This is a genomic window from Paenibacillus sp. Lou8.1 (assembly GCF_024213565.1).
Taxonomy (GTDB): domain Bacteria; phylum Bacillota; class Bacilli; order Paenibacillales; family Paenibacillaceae; genus Paenibacillus; species Paenibacillus polymyxa_B.
Window position 1 is genome coordinate 1 of the sequence record NZ_JANAVN010000014.1, and the last position, 18,120, is coordinate 18,120.

Genomic DNA, 18,120 nt, shown 5'->3' on the forward strand with positions numbered 1-18,120 from the left:
GCATGTACCAAAATCTCAGCGTTGGATTTTGTAAACAAAATCCGTACTCACTCGTTGTTCAGTTTTCAAAGATCAAATTTTCATGCGGCTTTGTTTGAGCCAGAATAATAGTATAACATTTTCATCTGATTCATTCAACCTGTAAATAATTCCAGGCGATTCATCCAACCCAGATTTTTAATAATCATTTTCGGGCTGGACTAACAATATATCAATTTAAAGCAATTAAGTCTACCTGTAAAAATTTCCAGCTTGTTCAAACTTATTAAAATTCTTTGATCTTGTTTTATCGGCTGGACTAGTAATTTAACACGTATACCAAATTAATTCTACTTGCAATTAATTCCTTTTAATAGACAACTATAGATAAACACCAAAGTAATTCATAATGCCAATAGGCGGAAGTATTACTTAAATCTGTGTTATTCTAATTTTACATAAGGATTTGCTTTGTCAATTAGTTATGGCAAAAACAATTATGCTTACGTCACTCAATGAAAGTGAGGTTACTCGATGCGTATTCCAAGAGTTGATAACTTCATCTGCTCTATGACAGTAAGATTGATCCCGAAATATGAAAAACAGCGGTATCTTTAGACGAGTCCTAGATACCGCTGTTTTATTGAACTATCGTTCCTCGTTTGTTAAACGATAAACTTAATCTCCGTATTGTGTTTACAGCATACGCAAACTCCTGCTTCGAGTTCACCTCTGGACGATGCAAGGTGAAGAAGAACCTTTTGCCTACTGTGGAAACAGATTTAGGAAGCCATGACTTCAATATTCAAGAGGATGCCGCTACCGCAAGCGTACCGGAAGAATCAGCTGTATGATGAATACTCCGAACGAAGCGAATCGTTTTTGTTTCCGAGTGCATTACGACTGAATGAGTTTCCGCTCTGTGACCGGGAAGAGAACGAACCCCCTGCAACCACTCTCCAGGTGTCACACCTGTAGCCACAAACATCACGCCTTGGCGTCCGACCATATCATCCATGGAAAGCAACGCACCGGGGTCAGTAATGCCCATACGTTTGCAACGCTCAATCTCTTCTTCACCATGAGGCAGCAGACGACCCTGAATTTCTCCGCCCATGCATTTTAGCGCTGCAGCGGCCAATACACCCTCAGGAGCGCCACCAGAACCGATATGCAAATCCACACCGCTATCCAGGCATGTTTCAATCGCGCCCATCACATCCCCATGGCCAAGCAATTTGATTCGAACGCCGCTTTCCCGCAGAAGCTTGATGATCCCGGCGTGCCGTGTACGATCCAGAATGGACACGGTAAGATCAGACAAGGATTTACCGAGTACTCGTGCAGCTTTTGACAATGTAGTTGGGATTGGGTCCTCAAGTGACAGCTTTCCAGCCAATGCCGGGCCAACGGCCATTTTTTGCATGTACATATCTGGAGCGTGGAGTAGACTACCACGAGGTGCAGCAGCAATGACCGACAGAGCGTTATTCAAACCATTTGCTACTGTTTCGGTTCCCTCTAGTGGATCGACAGCGATGTCCATAGCCGGTCCTCTACGATTGCCTACTCTTTCTCCGATATACAGCATGGGAGCCTCATCCATTTCGCCTTCGCCAATGACGACCGTGCCGTCCATGGATACCGCATTAAAATGAGTGCGGATGGCTACCGTAGCCGCCTCGTCCGCGCTATTCTTATCTCCACGCCCTGTCCATTGTGCTGATTGCAGTGCCGCTGCCTCTGTTACCCGAACGAATTCCAAAGCCATTTGACTCTCCATACCTATCCCTCCACCTCTCCTAAAAATAATTGTTACCCTTAAACAAATGAATTATTTAGGGCATTTTTGCTGCAATCTTTCTATTTATCTATTAAACTCCTGTATCCTACGATTTTAATTTTTAGTTATATGAGCAACTACTAGGCTCTATAACATTCTGATAATCAAACCTGCCGTCTCTTCAATCGCCTTATCTGTAACATCAATAACCGGACAATTCAGCTCTTTAAACAAAGACTGCGCATACGCTATTTCCTCTTCCACCCTCGTCGCTGTAGCATACTGCACATTATTAGGAAGCCCCATAACCTTTAGTCGCTCACTGCGTATTTTTAACAGTAACTCTGGCTCGATCGTTAATCCGAACACTCGACCACGCTGAACATCCTTCAACTGAACAGGGGGTGTCAGCTCCGGTACAACCGGTATGTTGACCGTTTTATAACCTTTATGCGCGAGAAACATGGATAAAGGGGTTTTGGAAATACGGGATACCCCAAGCAATACAATATCCGCTTTAAGAATGGCGCTCACATCTTTGCCATCATCGTATTGAACCGCAAAATCCAAGGCCTCTACACGGCGAAAATAGTTGTCGTCCAGTCGATGCAGCAGACCAGGCTTCTCTTTGGGATCGTCATGGAACGTATCGGCAAACGCCTGCATCATCGGTCCCATAATGTCGACAGCCCGCACATTCAGCCGGACAGCCTCCTCTTTCATCGCCTCTCTCAATTCCGGCTGTACCAGCGTATAAGCTACAAAGCCTTTACGCTCGGCAACTTCCTCCATCACCCGGCTCAGCTCGTCTTCATCCCTCACGTTCATAAATCTTTTGATCTCTGTGTCTGGTAACTCAAATTGGCGCATGGTCGCCTGTACGACAGCTTCTGCCGTCTCACCAATCGAGTCTGAACAGATCGCTATAAAATGACTGCTCGCCTGAACCATTTGATTCCTCCCATTAATCCTCTGCTACCATATCGAGCAACATTTTAATAATATTCGTTTTTGTAATGCGTCCCACGACTTTCCAGTGCTCCCCTGGCTTGTCGGAGTCGGAAGGGACGACGACAGGCAGGCTGTCGATTTGACGGGCAATAATTTTGCGCGCTGCCTCTAATACCGTATCCTCTGGGGAAACGGTGACAACATTCGCCTGTCGGGTCATCACAAGGCTGACAGGAATGGTTGCTGCATTGGGATTGCCTAACGTTACCTTAAGCAAATCCTTGCGGGAAGCTACCCCTGCCAAATCTCCGTCTTCATCGGTGACGATCAAATTGCTCACATTTTCCAAAAAGAGAGCCACGACAGCTTCCTGAATCGTTGTTGTTTCACGTACGATGACTGGAACCCCATGAAGATCGCCGACCTTCATTTGCAACAGCCGGAATTTCTCCTCCCGATTTGGCGTGCCCCGCTTTCCAACAAAATATCCGACCTTGGGCTTTGCATCTATGTAATTCAGAATGCCCAATTTGGATAAGTCGGTCCGAATGGTCGCCTTGCTGAGATTAAGCATTTCCGCAATCTGATCCCCGGTAATCGGGGCATGCTTTTGTACAATGTTTAAAATTTCTACTTGTCTTGCCGTAAGGTCGATGATGAACGTCCCTCCTTTTTTCTTTTGATCTGATATTGAATATAATACGTCATATATAACAATAAATCAACCTTAAAAATCATATAAAACATCATATATATAAAACTAAAGTGTTTATTCATGTCTTTTCATCATTTAAAACACTTATTACACACAAAAAACGGGTACTTACACCCTGCTCTTTCGAGTAAGGCGAAGTACCCGCTCCCTTATTCGTATCTTAAAGCATCAATCGGACGTAGCTTCGACGCCTTCCGCGCCGGATATACTCCGAACAACACCCCGACTGCCATACAGCACAGAAAAGAGTACAGCACGGGCTCTATCGAATACACAATCGGCAATTGGACGAATTTCTCAAGCAGTTTTGCACCCCCAAGACCCACCATTACGCCGACCAGTCCACCCATCAGACTGAGAAAAACAGCCTCAGCCACAAACTGCAGCATAATATCACTGCGCTGTGCACCAATCGCTTTGCGAATTCCGATCTCTCTCGTACGCTCCGTGACGGACACCAACATAATATTCATAATACCCACACCGCCAACGCCAAGCGCAATTGCAGCCACGCCGATCAGCAACATATTCATAACCCGTTCAACCCCGGACACTTTTTTTAAGATTTCCGTCTGGGTCATAATTTGAAAATCATCGCCCTCTGATGGCTTTAGCTCATGCCTGGCCCGTAGCACCTGCCGAATTTCAGCACTTGCCTGATCAATCTTGTCCTCCGTTGTTGCCGAGGCATCTACCTGCTGAATGCTCATATTACCTAGCCGTTCCATCCCCGTTGTGATTGGCACATATACCTGCTGTCCGCTGTTACTCATATTGGAATTGGCATTGGCCAGCACACCAACCACCTTAAAGGGCAATTGCTTGATCATAATGATCTCACCTACCGCTTTGGAGGCATCCGGGCCGAAAATATTACGAGCCGCATCACTCCCAAGCACGGCCACATTCAATCGTTTATCCACTTCATAGTGGGTAAACGATCTGCCCTGAGCGAGCGACAACTTTCTCACATGAACAAATTCCAGCGAAGTCCCCTCAATTTGCCCGCTGACCTTATTGCGACTCCATGTAATATCTGCATTGGTCATCGCACTTGGCGCCACCTCGGCTACTGCTTTTTGCTGCTCTAGCGCCTCGATATCTTCAAGTGATATTCCTTTCGTCTGATTAAACGACATGGAACTTGATCCATCATATGGAGCAAAAGGATAAATCATCAGCAGGTTATTTCCCATACTGTTGATCTGCGATGTAATCGTAGCCGTTGATCCTTTACCAATGGCTACAATCGCAATCACAGCGGACACTCCAATAATAATGCCCACCATGGTCAGTAAGGATCGCAGCATATTGGTGCGCAAACTGTTGAGCGATACACGAATAATTTCCTGAAACTTCATGCCTTCACTTCCTCTGCCGCCATTCTTCGTTCCTCAACAGGCTGATCCTTTTCAATCCGCCCATCCCGAAAGTGAATCAGACGCTTGGCATATTCCGCAACCTCTTGATCATGAGTAACCAGTACAACCGTTTTCCCCTGATCGTTCAGCCGCTGAAAAATCCCCATGATTTCCACACTTGTTTTGGAATCCAAAGCCCCTGTTGGTTCATCCGCCAAGAGAATAACCGGATTGTTCACAAGTGCGCGCGCAATGGATACCCGCTGCTGCTGACCGCCTGACAATTCGTTCGGCCTATTGTTCATCCGATCGCCTAGACCTACGCTAGTGAGGGCTTCCATTGCCCGCAAACGACGCTCCTTGGCAGAAATACCTGCATAGATCATAGGCAGTTCCACATTCTCCAAAGCCGTTGCTCGCGGGAGCAAATGGAATTTTTGAAATACAAATCCGATTTTCTGATTACGTATAATAGCCAGTTCATCCTCGCGGGCATCTAATATCGAATAGCCATCCAAATAAAATTGTCCCGATGTAGGTAAATCCAGACAGCCGATGACATTCATCATCGTGGACTTGCCTGATCCAGACGGTCCCATGATCGCAACAAAATCACCGTCAGCAATATTAAGTTGTACCTCTCGCAGGGCATGAATTTCCTGATCTCCTACCTGGTACACTTTTTTCAAATCCTCAATCTGAATGACGTATCTCATACCCTTTTAAAAGCCTCCCTGCATGCCACCCATAGCGGAAGGGTCCGGCGGAGGTTCAGGAGCAGGCACAATAATCGTGTCACCCTCCTTAACACCGGACTTAAGCTCTACACGGTCTGGGGTGTAAAATCCAAGTTCTACGGGCTTGAATGTGCGTGCCCCCGGATTCGCAGCGTTATTAGCGGAAACATACACGCCGTCCTGTCCTCCTTCGGATCTCAGCGCAGTCGCAGGAACGAACAGTACATTTTTGTGTACTCCCAAAATAACGGCCACATTCATAATCATGCCTGTTTTAAGCTTTGCTTTCGGGTCGTGAACAGACAGTTCCATCAGATACGTCGTCATCCCTTCATCCGTAGAAGCTTCCGGTGAGACGAACTGCACTTTCCCAGGAAAAGATTCACCCGGATAGGCATTGGTAGTCAACACGGCTGAAAGACCCTTCTTTACTTTGACAATGTCGGTCTGACTTACCTTTACAACTACCTTAAGATCGTTGGAATCCGAGTTATTCATGACAATGAATGGAGCGGTCGGACTGGTCCCCACATCCCCGTTCACCTTCAAGATCACTCCGTCCCAAGGTGCTGTGACCTGAAGCTTGTTCAATTCATTTTTCTTCTGCTCCAGTTCCGTCGCCTGTCTTCGAACCTCTATCCGTGAGGCTTGAATATTGGATGCATCAGCCGGAACCTGAATTTTGCGAAGCTCTGCCATTGCCGTACGATATCCGATTTCAGCTTCTGAAATGGTGCGACGTTTTTGCGACATGATTTTGCGGAACTGCAGATCCAGACCATCATAGTCCGTCTGTGCTTTATCCAGTGCTTGCTCTGCCTGCTCCAATTCACTGTTGGACACCGCACCGGCATCATGTAAAAACTTTTGGTCTTCATATGCCTTTCGCGCCTGTTCCAACAGCTTTTGGGAAGTTTTCTTCTGACTTTCGGCTTCTTCCAATTCAAATGATTCTTGCGCTGTATCGATAGCCATTTTGGCCCGAAGTACATTTGTCTTCTGAATTTCAATATCCTCTGCCTTCGGACCTTTTTCTAATTCAGCCAGCTTGGCTTTGGATATTTCCAAAGTATCAGACGCAGTCTGAATTTGCATTTTAATTTCTGAACTGTCCAGAAGAGCCAGCACCTGTCCTTTTTTCACCTTGTCCCCGGCTTTCACATTTACCGCTGCCAGCTTGTTATCACCTGCACTCGTGAAGTTTAACTTCACTTCCTTGGATGCTTGCACAGTGCCGGACGTGTCCAGCTTCTCACTCACATCGCCGCGCTCTACTTTAAGCGTCTCATCCTGAACTAAAGGTGCCTCCTGCTCCTTGGGCAGATTCAGATATACTGCCGCTCCGCCTCCACCTACAACCAGTAGAACAATTGCAGTCCATATCCACTTTTTTCTCCGTTTTTTCCGTAACTTGATTAAAGCATCATTTAAAACCGTTTCTGCCAACGCCTTTTCCTCCCTATGTGCTCCATGGCTTGTTCAACGTATACTCATTTTGATCCAACTCGATCGCCAGCTCTTCCATTTGCCGTTCAATCTGGTTCACTTTTAGCTGATTATTTTTCAACTCCGTCTCGATAATTAGACCTCTGGCCCACTTTTTGCGTGATAACTCCAAGGCCTCTTTTGCCGTACGCAAACTTTCTTCCAGTTGTACGTATTTCTTTTGGTTTTCCTTAACCGTGGCATACAAATTGCGGAGTGATTCGGCAAAATCCTTTTGACCTTTGGCTAGCTCCTCTTTGGCTGTATCGACATCCATTTTAGCTAGATCGTAAGCACCTGCGCCGCTGTTAAAATCGAAGTATCTCACATTGAGCTCCGAAGTTTTGATACTATCCTCCAGCTTCCATAAATTCGGATTCATGTCTGTCAGCTGTTGTATATGTAATTCGATATCCAGTTTTTTTGGTTCCTTGTACACGGGTCGATCAACCAATTCATAAGCTGTTCCATTAGGCTGTCCCATAAGGAAGTTCAGAGCATCTCTGGATTTTTGTAACGCAATTTTCCCCTGCTCTACTGTTTGCTGAGCCTGGCTTCTGGCCTGTGTACTCTCGTTTTTTGCATACTCAGACAGCTTGCCGCGCGCAAATTTGGCAAGTGCAATCTTTTCCTCCGCTTGAGCAATTTCAAGCGCTTCCAGATCATTTTTCACCTGGTTTTCTGCTACAAACACACTTTGGTAGCTTTTCATCACATTAAAATAAATCTGGTCTTTGGCGAACTGCGCCTGCTTTTTGCTGGCTAGATAAGATAGCGTCGAAGAGTTATAACTTCTCCAAGAGGTATTATCATCAACATATTCGCCGTCTATAAAATCAACAAATGCATTCCCCAGATCCTTTTCTGCATTTTTTAGTTCCATTCTGTGACGCTCTACGTCCCGTTCGGCGGTACGCGTATTGTAACTGTTCGTCTGTGCCCATTCCGCGGCCTGCTTAAGTGTTAATGTAGGTAAAGCCTGACCCGTTACGGATGATGTCTTCGATGTAGCCCCAGCGGATGGACTAACTGACGTACTTGACGCTACATTTCCTGATAAACTCTCAGCCTGTACAGTGGAGGCCAAGCCTGATGATAAGGACAATACAAGCAGCACGGCAGCCGCTTTTTGCTTCATAGATGAATCTCTCCCCTTTCGTGCATTCTTCGAATCATTTCCATTCTTTTCGACATAAATTTCCACAAACTCTTTGTATTCTAATTGTACTTTCAGGTTTATGTTGGTACAAGGTGTCAAAACAATACATTTTTGTAACCTTTACTTCCAAATTACTCGCTTTATACTACTTTTCGTCCAAACAGATATCGATTCAACCTATTTTTACCTGAACTTTACCTAATTTTCAGCTAATTTTAAGGAAACCAACAGCATCTATTAAGGTTTGGAACATATACTAGAGAAAGAATAACAGCCGCTCACTGGGAGGGTTAATAGATGATAAAAGAATCTCGCATGACAACCACTAACGAACCGTCTGATTTGTGGATGACCCGCTTTTTACGTGAATCAGAACAAAAAAAGAAACAACTAATCCGGGAAGCCCGGAAAAATAATGATATACCGCTGATGAACAGCATTTCTTTTCACCTTGCCCAACGGGATCAGCAGCATCTTATTGGATAAACTGACAAGTGAATCTTATGCTATAAATAACAGATTACCTCTAGTTATCTCTTCGTATGCTAGATGAAAAAAATCCGGGACAAATCGATAATTGATTTGTCCCGGATTTTTGTGATAATCAAATCTAATATAAAACCGCATAGCTTGTTCCGTTCCTATTCTTCCATCTCCGCTTGCGGATCATAGAGATATTGATCTAGTGGAATACGCCCGCTTTCATTAAAACGTATGCCTTCCTCCTCCAAATACAGACGCTGCAGGGATGCGGACTCATCCTCCTGCAAAGCAATCTCCCCCAAGCGGTTGACTACTCTATGCCAAGGAAGTCGGTGTTTTTGGCTCAATGTATGCAAAATTCGCACCACCTGCCTGGCACCTCTTGGGCTTCCGGCCTCTGCCGCAATTTGACCGTAAGTCATTACTTTTCCCTCAGGGATCAACAGTATAATTTGAAGCACACGGGCAGTGAAAGGCTGCATGTTCTAATTCCTCCGTATTACTATTGCTTTTTCAATAATTATAGCACCTTGAACAGAGGCTAAAAACCCCTGCTCCTACGAATGCAAGAAGCAGGGGAAAACCCATAATTTAAATTTAGAATCCGCTCAGACCCTGCCTTTTTAAATCCTGTGCTACCAATCGGGCCAGTTCTCTTGCACCTTCATAGTTTGGATGGAGTGTATCGCCGTTCATATACAAGGCCAGTGTAGCGTCTTTACCAATAGAAGTGAAATAAGCTGAGCTAAGAACATTCAGATCGACTAAAGGCGTTTGTTCCTCTTGAGCCAGCGCCAAAATAGCGCTTCTATACCATCTATTTTCTGCGTTGTGTACATTGTTGTTAGCATTAAAGTCAGTGGCTCGTCCTTGCGGAGTTGACAGGATTACCGTCGCCCCCTTGGCCTTAACCTGCCGGATCATATCCCGCATCCAGTCCTTAAACTCCGCTTCGCTTTCGTTATGCTTTGGATTGGTGTCATTAATGCCCAATTGGAGAATGAAATAATCCCCCGGCTTGATATATTGGACGATGGCCTCCAACTGACCGTCCTGGTGGAAGCCTCTAGCAATTTGGCCTCCTGACGCCATATTGCGAATTTGAAAAGTATTCGTGTTCACAAACTCTGGCAGCAGTTGACCCCATCCCGCCTGCACGCTGCTATCTAGCGGATAATAGTTACAAACCGTAGAATCTCCACCGATATAAATCGTTCGATTCGTAACCGGATTGCTAGATAATTGCTTGATTTCCAATGCACTGAGTGTGAAGACCGCGCCCTCTTTGCCTTCAGTAACCAGCAGATTTAGCTGTCCATCTGTCACTGGAATTTGAAAGCGATCCTTGGCCCCATTCCCTGTCATATTAATGACCTGATATACCCCTTCAGCCGCAATACTCGAACGAGAGGTATCTCCTAAAGTAACCGACACCTCATACAAACCAGGAGGAAGATCAACGTCAAAAGTATTCTCGCTTTTCGTACCTGTAGTCAGAAACCGTACCGCATCACTTGCTACTCCAGTCCCCGAAGCACTGACATTACGCATATTCTCAGGGGTACGAAATCCATAGCCACGTGCTGAGTCATAGGACAGCGAAGCGCTCACTCCAGTATAACCCGTTTCGACCGTACCTCCACCAAAATCAAACTTGTACTCGCCAGCGGATGCATGTGCCGGGGTAGCTATGCCCACACCTGGTACACCACATAAAAAAGCTGCTAAAAGCATACCAGTCAATCCTTTTTTCCACTTCATTCTTCATTCCTCCTCCAAATCTTTAATTGTATGAAGCAAAGGACATTTTGTTTTTTTGTAAACGCATACATAAAATTCTACTCATTGTTGCAGGGTTATACCTATGTAATTCTTATGCAAAAGAAAAGTAGTTTATTCGTTAAGCTGAAACTTGTACTTGTACACAAAAAAAGCTTCGCAGTTACAACTGCGAAGCTTTATGAAGCATATTTCGTCATATCAAAATTACTACATTAATCCGCAGCCAGAATTCCGTCAAAGCTCTCTGGACCTACTCGTACTGTACCCAGCAGGTTAGCAGAAACAAAAGCTGTATAAACCAATTGTGGTGTAATCGGCGGGTTAAAGTCATCAGCTGAGAACGCAATAACCTGTGGAGCTAATAAACTCAAACTAAAAGTAGACGTAGCCGAATAAACAACAGGGTCAGTGACCAGGGTACCTCTTACAATAGTGATCGTTATCCCGACTAAAGCAAGCGGAAGTTGAAGCGATATGGTTCCTTTAAGCAGAACCCGTGGCGTACCTGTAGCTCCCTGTGTGTTTAATCCGATCTGCCCGAACAATTGAGGTGTATTTAAAACAGTGATCGGAATGGCAATAGAGTTGGCTGTCGAAGCATTTTGGGATGTTCTTCCATCAATAAATGTTCCCATGGTTTCCCCTCCTCTCTCTAGCAGATACTCATAGACTATGAAAAAGTTTGTTTTGTGCTTGGACTGAATAACTTGTAAAACACACAACTTTGGATGAATAGGCTAATGTACAGCCCTTTCTCTGGCCCTGTGAATACACTAAACCAACACTGGGAAAGGAGGGATGTCATGTCTAATAAGTTTAGAGCCACCTTAAGGGGGGCTAATGAAGTGCCTCCTGTCAGAACAAATGCGACAGGAACAGCCGAATTTCGTTACCGTCCAACGAGCCAACAATTAAGCTTTGAACTGACTGTACGCAATATTTCACGGGTAACCGAAGCGCATATTCATCTGGGACGAAGAGGTGAAAATGGCCCTGTTGTTGCTACACTGTTTGGTCCTTCGAAGTTTGGAATAACCGTTAGAAGAGGCGTCGTTAGCGGCGTGCTTCGTGCATGTGATCTTACCGGTCCGCTCAGAGGCAGAACCATTTATGATTTGGTATGCCAAATTAGAGAGGGCAATGCCTACGTCAATGTCCACACGATCCGTCATCCGAACGGTGCCATTCGTGGACAAATCAGACGCGCACCTATCAAACGTTGCAAATAACGAATGAACATGAGTATTAAAAAGAACTTCCAAGCTGCTCATTTTGAGCCTATGGAAGTTCTTTTTAATTCAGGATTTTGCAAATTCGATTCCAGTCGCTCCGAAGTGCAATATATAGACGAACTAAACCATTTCGATCTATATCTTGTTCATTGGAAGTCGCTTATGGGATTTTTGCAAAATCCTCAATTCTTAACAAAAGTTAAGAAGTTCATAAGCGTTTCTTAAGCCGTTCCCTTTCAGGTTGTTAAGAACTTTATCTTTTAATAGAAAGAGTTCAACAAGATACAGTTCACTCCTGAAAGGAAATGAAGCTTATGAAGCCTAAGACCAAAGAAAAAATTCCCGAATTGCAGTTGGTCAGAGCCATGGCGATTTTAGCCGTCTTGATGGTACATGCCACTTCTTATGCAACGGTTCAGCTTACAAATTCCAGTCTTTATGTTGTATATAATGCGCTCAATGTGTTGATGAAGTATGGCACCCCTGTATTTATCGCGCTTAGCAACATGGTGCTGTTCTACAACTACAAGGATCGTCCGTTGGGACGACAGCTCTTGACCCGCTTTTATAAGCAGAGATTGCTGTACATACTCTTACCCTACGTCATGTTCTCCCTGTTTTATTTCATCCTGTCCCTTATAGCTGGCAGCTCCGAACCATGGAGTATAGCCACACTTGCGAAGAGCTTTGCTCTGAAACTGGCCACAGGCAAAGCTTATACTCATTTATATTATATTTTTATCATGATGCAATTCTATCTCGCATTTCCATTCGTACTGTGGCTGTTCCAGCGTTGTCGGCAACTTCCACAATGGTCTATTGTCCTTGGGCTATTGGTACAGTGGTCATTTGTTATTGGAAATAAATTTCTATTTCAGGTTCAAAATAAGGGCAGTTGGGCACTGTCTTATATAGCCTGCTACATGCTGGGTGCTGCTCTCGGTTACTACTACCCACAGCTGAAAACGTGGTTTCTGATGCGTAAGGGGGAACGAAGTGTTGCCGGCGTGCTGACATGGATCGCAATTTGGGGTTTATGGCTGATTTCAGCCACCATGCATGTCTATATGTGGTACGAAAATAGAATGTACGGAATCTCGTACAATTCGCTAGTTTTTGAACTTATGTATAATATGTACAGCCTGTCTAGCACGCTGGTAATACTACAGATTTGCTTTTTAATGTTTAGACGACAACATTCCTTTGTCACTCGCAAACTGGAACGTCTGGGCACACTGTCGTTTGGTGTGTATCTGGTTCATCCATTCTTCCTGCTCCTGTATCGGCAGTTTTCACCACATATCGGTTCTCCGCAGCTTATTCATGTGTGGTATGCCGGAGGTTTTTTCTTTGCACTTCTTTGCTCTTGGCTCGTCGTGTCGATCATCTCCCGTTTCCTGCCATTTGCTTGGATCTTGTTCGGTCAACTACCAGAAATAGAAAAAAGACAATTCAAGCAAGAAAACCGCATTTCTTCAACTGAAACAGCCCTATCCAAAGGCTGACGACCCCAAGCAAGCGAACTGAGATGAGTGTCCATAGCCTCCATCTTTAAAAAGGTATATAATACGCCCATATTGTTTACTGCTAGAAAGAACAGAAAGGGTGCGCAACCATGCATAACGGAACCATTTTATTAGTAGACGATGAACCTGAAATTATTAAGCTGATGCAAATTTATTTGGAAAATGAAGGATATCGACTGCTCATGGCACGGGACGGACTGGAAGCGCTGGAGCAAGTCAGTCGGGAATCGATAGATGTGATGGTGCTTGATGTGATGATGCCCAATATGGACGGGGTTGAAGCTTGCATGAAGATCAGGGAAACCGAGCATTTTCCGATTATTATGTTGTCTGCGAAGGGACAAGATATGGACAAAATCACAGGACTTAGCGTTGGAGCCGATGATTATGTCACTAAGCCATTCAGCCCGTTGGAGCTGGTGGCACGCATCAAATCCCAGCTCCGCAGAGTACGGAAATATACCCACTCCTCCCCTGCATTGGAGCATGAAATGATACTGGATGAACTCACCATTAATTCTGCTACGCATGAGATCACTCTCGCCGGAGAATCCATTAAGCTGACCCCGCGCGAATTTGCCATTGTCGAGCTGTTGGCCCGTAATCGTGGTCAAGTACTGAGCATGGAGCAGATCTATGAAAAAGTGTGGAAAGAGCAATATCTGGAATCCAACAATACGCTGATGGTTCATGTGCGTAAAATTCGCGAGAAAATTGAGACTGATCCGAGAAAACCCAAATACCTGAAAACGGTGTGGGGCATCGGCTACAAAATGGAAAAATTCGATTAATGGAGGATTCACGTCTTGAAGGCAAAACGATATGACACGTTGGGATGGAAGCTGGCAGCCCTTAGCCTTGCCGCTTTCGCTCTAACCGGACTGATTTTGATGGTGTTTTATTATGGAGCATCTTTGCTGCTATGGCTGAACCCTTCCCGTTCATTTTTTGGCACCCGTCTGGTTCGCTGGACCGTAAATCACATTGGATCCCCACTGATCATGCTGGTGGGCGGGCTACCTACATATATCTATTTCTTTTTCCTTTTTACCAAAAATACGATTGGCTACCTTCGCGAAATTACGACGGGGATGCAGGAGTTTGCTGATGGAGATCTGTCCTATACGATTCCTGTTTCTTCAGCGGACGAGCTGGGTACCTTGGCGAAAAATATGAACACCATGGCGGACAAGCTCCGTCTCTCACTGGAAGAAGAACGGGCTTCCGCCAAAGCCAAAAACGACCTGATCACCGGCGTATCTCATGATCTTCGTACCCCGCTAACATCCGTGATCGGTTTTTTGGAATATATTGAAACCGACCGCTATCGGGATGAAATTGAGCTGCGCTATTATGTGAACATTGCTTATGAAAAGTCATTGACGCTAAAAAAGCTGATCGACGAGCTATTTGAATACACGCGTGTGAGCGGTGGCAGTCTGCCACTGGAGCTGGAGCCTGTAGATGTCGGCAAATTGCTCACTCAGCTTGCTGAGGAATTTGTACCCTCGCTGGAACAGGCGGGCATGTCCTACCGTGTCCGAATCGTCGAGCCTGTTCGGATTCTAGCCGATACTGACGAGCTGGTACGCCTGTATGAAAATTTGTTTTCCAACGCTATTCGATACGGAAAAGACGGCAAACGCCTCGATATCACCATAGGACGCGAAGACGACGAGGCGGTGGTAATCTGCACCAACTACGGCACCCCAATTCCTGCGGAAGATGTCCCGCACTTGTTTGAGCGGTTTTACCGGGTGGATAAATCACGTTCCAAGGAAACTGGGGGCACCGGACTGGGCCTTGCGATTACAAAAAGTATTACTGAGCTGCACGATGGCCGCATTTCGGTTAGGAGTAATCGCAGACAAACAGATTTTGAAACCCGTTTTCCCCTGTATCATGCTCTTTAGGCAGTCTACACGCTAGCCCACTAACAACGTATAGACGATGCCGGGTCCATGCACGCCAATCGTCAAATCATTTTCAATATCCGACGAGCGGCTCGGTCCAGTAATAAAATGAATGCCTGCGGGCAGTTGCTCACGCCCGACTTCGTCAAAGCGACTTAGAATCTCGCCCAGTCGTGTTCGCAAGCGCTCTACGGGCAGAAGAATAATCAGTGCGGTTGGCAAAAGGCTTACCGCACGGCCTTTCTTCGGCGAGGATAGCACCGCTACCGAACCGGTGTAAGCAGCCGCTTCGTCGGCGATGACGATGCCGATATCCGCCTCGGCAGCGCGGGCCTTCCAGTCCTCGACTGGATCGGTGTTCCACACCGATAAACGGACTTCCGGCAGCGCCGATTCCAGCTGGAGCGCATCCAGGTCCGGCTCATTCTGCCGGACGATATAGGCCGCTCCCAGCTCTCGCGCTTTGAGCGCGATCCAGTCTGCGGTCTGCTCCAAATCCGGCAGACGCACGACATGCCCGCCAACACTTGTAAAGTTGGCGGTGAACTCCTCGATGCGCTGCTCCGCGCTCCATTCGAATTCGTGCCAAAATGCAGGTGCCCCGCGAAACGGCTGAACTGGCGGCTCCGTCTGTCGTGGACGCTTGAGCCGCGTCGCGATGCCGTCCATAAAGCGTACTTGCTTAGCACGCGATTCTGCTTCCATTTGCTGAAGCCACGCTTCATGGGCCGCTTTTGCTTGCGCAGAAGGATTACTCTGTTCCCTCATGCTGCGTCCCTCCTTTACTTCTATCTGCCAAAATCTTCTCCATGCGGCTGAGAACATCCGGCTGCATCACGTTGCGTTCCTGCTCCAGTTTATGTTCCAGCGTGTTCCACTGCTGACGAAAGGATTTTTTCGCCAGAGAGGGAGCTACGCGGTACGTATTCCATCCCTTTAGCGGGCCCAGCTTAAGGGTAATTTCGCCCTTACGGACGACCGCTTTCTGTGCAATCTGCCCTAGCCGAATCGCCGCTGCGAATCGCTTCGAGCTGGAAACCACTGTCGCAAAACCTTTCATTCCTGCCGTTTCCAGCTTATCTCCTTGTCCCGCCTCCACCTTACGTCTACGCAAATATACCAGCATATCATGCAGCGGTATTTTGACCGGACAGGCTTCATAACACGCACCACACAGACTGGACGCACTCGCAATATCGTTCCACTCTTCAATGTTGCCATGAAGGGCAGGCGTAAGCACTGCACCGATAGGGCCACTATATGTCCCACCATACGCGTGTCCGCCAATGTGTCGGTACACCGGACAGGCATTCAGGCAAGCCCCGCAGCGAATGCAATTCAACAGCTCTTGAAACTCGGGATTGCCTAGCTGTAGTGAACGTCCGTTATCTACGATGATAATGTGCATTTCGTCAGGCCCATCGGCATCCTGGCTGCGCCGGGGGCCTGAAATACCAGACATGTACATGGTCAGCTTCTGTCCGGTAGCAGATCGTGGCAGTAATGTAGCCATCACCTCCAAATCCGTCCAGGATGGAATAATCCGTTCCATGCCCATCAACGTAATTTGCGTTTTGGGCAAAGTGGATACCATTCGTGCGTTGCCTTCATTTTCAAACAGAACCATGGAGCCTGTCTCGGCGATGGCAAAGTTACACCCGGTCATGCCAATATCTGCTTCTAGAAACTTCTCACGCAGCTTTTTGCGGACAAAGCCTGCCAAAATCGTCGTATCCGCGGACAGTTTCTCCCCTGCTTCTTTGGACAGCAGCTCGGCAATCTGATAGCGGTTTTTGTGAATCGCCGGAATGACAATATGAGACGGGGGCTCTCCTGCCAGTTGAATAATATATTCACCGAGGTCACTTTCAATCGTCTCGATATCCGCACCCTCCAGCGCCTGATTCAAATGTAATTCCTCCGACACCATCGACTTGGATTTGACGACGGAACGAGCTTGGCTATGCGCAGCAATATCCAGTGTAATACGTACGGCATCGGCTGCTGTGTCGGCAAAATGGATATGCACCCCGTTGGCGCGGGCATTTTCTACAAATAGATTTAAGTAATAGTCCAGATGGGCAATGGTATGAAGACGAATTTGGCGGCCCCGTTCACGCCATTCCTCCCAATTTCCATGCTGCTCTGAGGCCACCCGCTTGCCGTTGCGCAGACGCTCGGTAGTGAAACGAACTGCATTCCGCAGAAAATCGTCGTTCAGGGCCAGCTCTGCGCGGTTTTTAACCTTTTGGTTCATGGAATGTGAATGTACAGCGGTCATACGTGCTTCACCCCTTCATACAGCAGCTCAGCCAGATGCATGACCCGAACTGGTTCCTCGCGATACCGGAGATTTCCGGCAATGTTCATCAAGCAGGCCATATCTAGTCCGACCAGTACCTCGGCTTCGGTCTCCCTGATGTGGTCCACTTTTTCAGTCACCATCGCTCCCGAAATATCCGGCATTTTCACCGCGAAAGTCCCGCCAAAGCCACAGCAGTCCTCAGCAAAGGGAAGTGGTACTAATTGCAGCCCCTTTACACTGCCAAGCAGCTTCATCGGTTCCTCCTTCACGCCGAGCAAACGTGTGCCATGGCAAGACGGATGGTAGGTTACCGTATGCGGAAAAGACGCGCCCACATCGGTCACGCCAAGCACCTGCACCATAAATTGCGTAAACTCATACGTCTTTTGCTCCAGCCTCCGTGCCGAATCGAGCCATTCGGGTTCATCCTTAAACAACTCCGGGTAATGATGAATCATATATGTGCAAGAGCCGGAAGGAGATACGACAAAATCGCTGTCGTTAAACGCTTTCAAAATCGTTTTGGCCGCAGCCCTCGTTTCATCCCAATAGCCGCTGTTATAGGACGGCTGTCCGCAGCATGTCTGCACCTTCGGAAAATCCAGCTGAACACCATATCTGGCAAGCAAGCGTGCCATCGCTTCCCCCACCTTGGGATAAATCGCATCACTCAGACAGGTAATAAATAAAGATACCTTCATACGGAACA

General features: G+C 46.6%; 18 protein-coding genes. 5 read left to right on the forward strand and 13 right to left on the reverse strand.

Translation table 11 applies throughout. The annotated features are described in order from the left end of the window. Positions 1 to 784: 784 nt before the first annotated feature. From glpX to NLX78_RS19250, 7 genes are all read right to left on the reverse strand, one after another. A complete protein-coding gene (glpX, locus tag NLX78_RS19220; protein ID WP_013310165.1) occupies positions 785 to 1,762 on the reverse strand; it encodes a class II fructose-bisphosphatase in 978 nt (325 codons plus the stop codon). A 147-nt stretch (positions 1,763 to 1,909) separates the two neighbouring features. Further along, the gene (locus NLX78_RS19225) at positions 1,910 to 2,713 is read right to left on the reverse strand and encodes a pyruvate, water dikinase regulatory protein (protein WP_069291845.1); all 804 of its coding nucleotides are present in this window, start codon (positions 2,711 to 2,713) and stop codon (positions 1,910 to 1,912) included. 13 nt (positions 2,714 to 2,726) lie between these two features. Beyond that, positions 2,727 to 3,341, reverse strand: coding sequence for a helix-turn-helix transcriptional regulator (locus NLX78_RS19230; protein WP_223822107.1), 615 nt, complete (start codon positions 3,339 to 3,341; stop codon positions 2,727 to 2,729). 236 nt (positions 3,342 to 3,577) lie between these two features. Further along, entirely contained in the window at positions 3,578 to 4,789 is a 1,212-nt protein-coding gene (locus NLX78_RS19235; protein WP_254351290.1) for an ABC transporter permease, read from the reverse strand. Next, on the reverse strand, positions 4,786 to 5,505 hold the full coding sequence (locus NLX78_RS19240; RefSeq protein WP_254351291.1) for an ABC transporter ATP-binding protein: 720 nt from the start codon (positions 5,503 to 5,505) through the stop codon (positions 4,786 to 4,788). The genes NLX78_RS19235 and NLX78_RS19240 overlap by 4 nt, the downstream gene beginning before the upstream one ends. Before the next feature lie 6 nt (positions 5,506 to 5,511). Further along, complete coding sequence (locus tag NLX78_RS19245; protein ID WP_254351292.1) at positions 5,512 to 6,972, reverse strand: efflux RND transporter periplasmic adaptor subunit; 1,461 nt, start codon at positions 6,970 to 6,972, stop codon at positions 5,512 to 5,514. Between the two features lie 13 nt (positions 6,973 to 6,985). Next, positions 6,986 to 8,149 carry a TolC family protein gene (locus NLX78_RS19250; RefSeq protein ID WP_254351293.1) on the reverse strand — a complete coding sequence of 388 codons (1,164 nt, stop codon included), beginning with the start codon at positions 8,147 to 8,149 and terminating at the stop codon, positions 6,986 to 6,988. A gap of 318 nt (positions 8,150 to 8,467) precedes the next feature. Here NLX78_RS19250 and NLX78_RS19255 point away from each other — a divergent pair, with 318 nt between their 5' ends. Next, a complete protein-coding gene (locus tag NLX78_RS19255; protein ID WP_013370989.1) occupies positions 8,468 to 8,656 on the forward strand; it encodes a hypothetical protein in 189 nt (62 codons plus the stop codon). Between the two features lie 155 nt (positions 8,657 to 8,811). Here the strand turns inward: NLX78_RS19255 and NLX78_RS19260 are convergent, their stop codons facing one another. The 3 genes from NLX78_RS19260 to NLX78_RS19270 form a co-directional block, all read right to left on the reverse strand. Beyond that, positions 8,812 to 9,135 (reverse strand): MGMT family protein, encoded by a 324-nt coding sequence (locus NLX78_RS19260; protein WP_023988438.1) that lies wholly within the window; start codon positions 9,133 to 9,135, stop codon positions 8,812 to 8,814. Between the two features lie 115 nt (positions 9,136 to 9,250). Beyond that, positions 9,251 to 10,414, reverse strand: coding sequence for a rhamnogalacturonan acetylesterase (locus NLX78_RS19265; protein ID WP_254351294.1), 1,164 nt, complete (start codon positions 10,412 to 10,414; stop codon positions 9,251 to 9,253). Between the two features lie 233 nt (positions 10,415 to 10,647). Then, a complete protein-coding gene (locus NLX78_RS19270; RefSeq protein ID WP_254351295.1) occupies positions 10,648 to 11,070 on the reverse strand; it encodes a hypothetical protein in 423 nt (140 codons plus the stop codon). A 168-nt stretch (positions 11,071 to 11,238) separates the two neighbouring features. Here NLX78_RS19270 and NLX78_RS19275 point away from each other — a divergent pair, with 168 nt between their 5' ends. From NLX78_RS19275 to NLX78_RS19290, 4 genes are all read left to right on the forward strand, one after another. Continuing rightward, on the forward strand, positions 11,239 to 11,664 hold the full coding sequence (locus tag NLX78_RS19275) for a CHRD domain-containing protein (protein ID WP_023988435.1): 426 nt from the start codon (positions 11,239 to 11,241) through the stop codon (positions 11,662 to 11,664). Between the two features lie 317 nt (positions 11,665 to 11,981). Further along, positions 11,982 to 13,172, forward strand: coding sequence for an acyltransferase (locus tag NLX78_RS19280; protein ID WP_254351296.1), 1,191 nt, complete (start codon positions 11,982 to 11,984; stop codon positions 13,170 to 13,172). A 110-nt stretch (positions 13,173 to 13,282) separates the two neighbouring features. Beyond that, positions 13,283 to 13,984, forward strand: coding sequence for a response regulator transcription factor (locus NLX78_RS19285; protein WP_069291836.1), 702 nt, complete (start codon positions 13,283 to 13,285; stop codon positions 13,982 to 13,984). Between the two features lie 15 nt (positions 13,985 to 13,999). Next, positions 14,000 to 15,106: a sensor histidine kinase gene (locus tag NLX78_RS19290; protein WP_250268205.1), complete on the forward strand. Its 1,107-nt coding sequence runs from the start codon at positions 14,000 to 14,002 to the stop codon at positions 15,104 to 15,106. 12 nt (positions 15,107 to 15,118) lie between these two features. Here NLX78_RS19290 and NLX78_RS19295 read toward each other — a convergent pair whose 3' ends face one another. Genes NLX78_RS19295 through NLX78_RS19305 form a run of 3 tightly spaced genes read right to left on the reverse strand, consistent with a single transcriptional unit; the run spans position 15,119 to position 18,112 of the window. Next, the gene (locus tag NLX78_RS19295; protein ID WP_250261480.1) at positions 15,119 to 15,874 is read right to left on the reverse strand and encodes a LutC/YkgG family protein; all 756 of its coding nucleotides are present in this window, start codon (positions 15,872 to 15,874) and stop codon (positions 15,119 to 15,121) included. Next, positions 15,858 to 17,387: a LutB/LldF family L-lactate oxidation iron-sulfur protein gene (locus NLX78_RS19300; protein ID WP_254351297.1), complete on the reverse strand. Its 1,530-nt coding sequence runs from the start codon at positions 17,385 to 17,387 to the stop codon at positions 15,858 to 15,860. The genes NLX78_RS19295 and NLX78_RS19300 overlap by 17 nt, the downstream gene beginning before the upstream one ends. Further along, a complete protein-coding gene (locus NLX78_RS19305) occupies positions 17,384 to 18,112 on the reverse strand; it encodes a (Fe-S)-binding protein (RefSeq protein ID WP_254351298.1) in 729 nt (242 codons plus the stop codon). Before NLX78_RS19305 ends, NLX78_RS19300 begins: the two co-directional genes overlap by 4 nt. Between the last annotated feature and the right edge of the window lie 8 nt (positions 18,113 to 18,120).

Excerpts from the sequence above, each read along its gene's own strand:
- NLX78_RS19270 (WP_254351295.1), bottom strand. The coding sequence starts at position 11,070 with ATGGGAACATTTATTGATGGAAGAACATCCCAAAATGCTTCGACAGCC.
- NLX78_RS19275 (WP_023988435.1), top strand. The coding sequence starts at position 11,239 with ATGTCTAATAAGTTTAGAGCCACCTTAAGGGGGGCTAATGAAGTGCCT.
- NLX78_RS19300 (WP_254351297.1), bottom strand. The coding sequence starts at position 17,387 with ATGACCGCTGTACATTCACATTCCATGAACCAAAAGGTTAAAAACCGC.
- NLX78_RS19255 (WP_013370989.1), top strand. The coding sequence starts at position 8,468 with ATGATAAAAGAATCTCGCATGACAACCACTAACGAACCGTCTGATTTG.
- NLX78_RS19265 (WP_254351294.1), bottom strand. The coding sequence starts at position 10,414 with ATGAAGTGGAAAAAAGGATTGACTGGTATGCTTTTAGCAGCTTTTTTA.
- NLX78_RS19240 (WP_254351291.1), bottom strand. The coding sequence starts at position 5,505 with ATGAGATACGTCATTCAGATTGAGGATTTGAAAAAAGTGTACCAGGTA.
- NLX78_RS19280 (WP_254351296.1), top strand. The coding sequence starts at position 11,982 with ATGAAGCCTAAGACCAAAGAAAAAATTCCCGAATTGCAGTTGGTCAGA.
- NLX78_RS19250 (WP_254351293.1), bottom strand. The coding sequence starts at position 8,149 with ATGAAGCAAAAAGCGGCTGCCGTGCTGCTTGTATTGTCCTTATCATCA.
- NLX78_RS19285 (WP_069291836.1), top strand. The coding sequence starts at position 13,283 with ATGCATAACGGAACCATTTTATTAGTAGACGATGAACCTGAAATTATT.
- NLX78_RS19305 (WP_254351298.1), bottom strand. The coding sequence starts at position 18,112 with ATGAAGGTATCTTTATTTATTACCTGTCTGAGTGATGCGATTTATCCC.
- NLX78_RS19235 (WP_254351290.1), bottom strand. The coding sequence starts at position 4,789 with ATGAAGTTTCAGGAAATTATTCGTGTATCGCTCAACAGTTTGCGCACC.
- glpX (WP_013310165.1), bottom strand. The coding sequence starts at position 1,762 with ATGGAGAGTCAAATGGCTTTGGAATTCGTTCGGGTAACAGAGGCAGCG.
- NLX78_RS19260 (WP_023988438.1), bottom strand. The coding sequence starts at position 9,135 with ATGCAGCCTTTCACTGCCCGTGTGCTTCAAATTATACTGTTGATCCCT.
- NLX78_RS19295 (WP_250261480.1), bottom strand. The coding sequence starts at position 15,874 with ATGAGGGAACAGAGTAATCCTTCTGCGCAAGCAAAAGCGGCCCATGAA.
- NLX78_RS19225 (WP_069291845.1), bottom strand. The coding sequence starts at position 2,713 with ATGGTTCAGGCGAGCAGTCATTTTATAGCGATCTGTTCAGACTCGATT.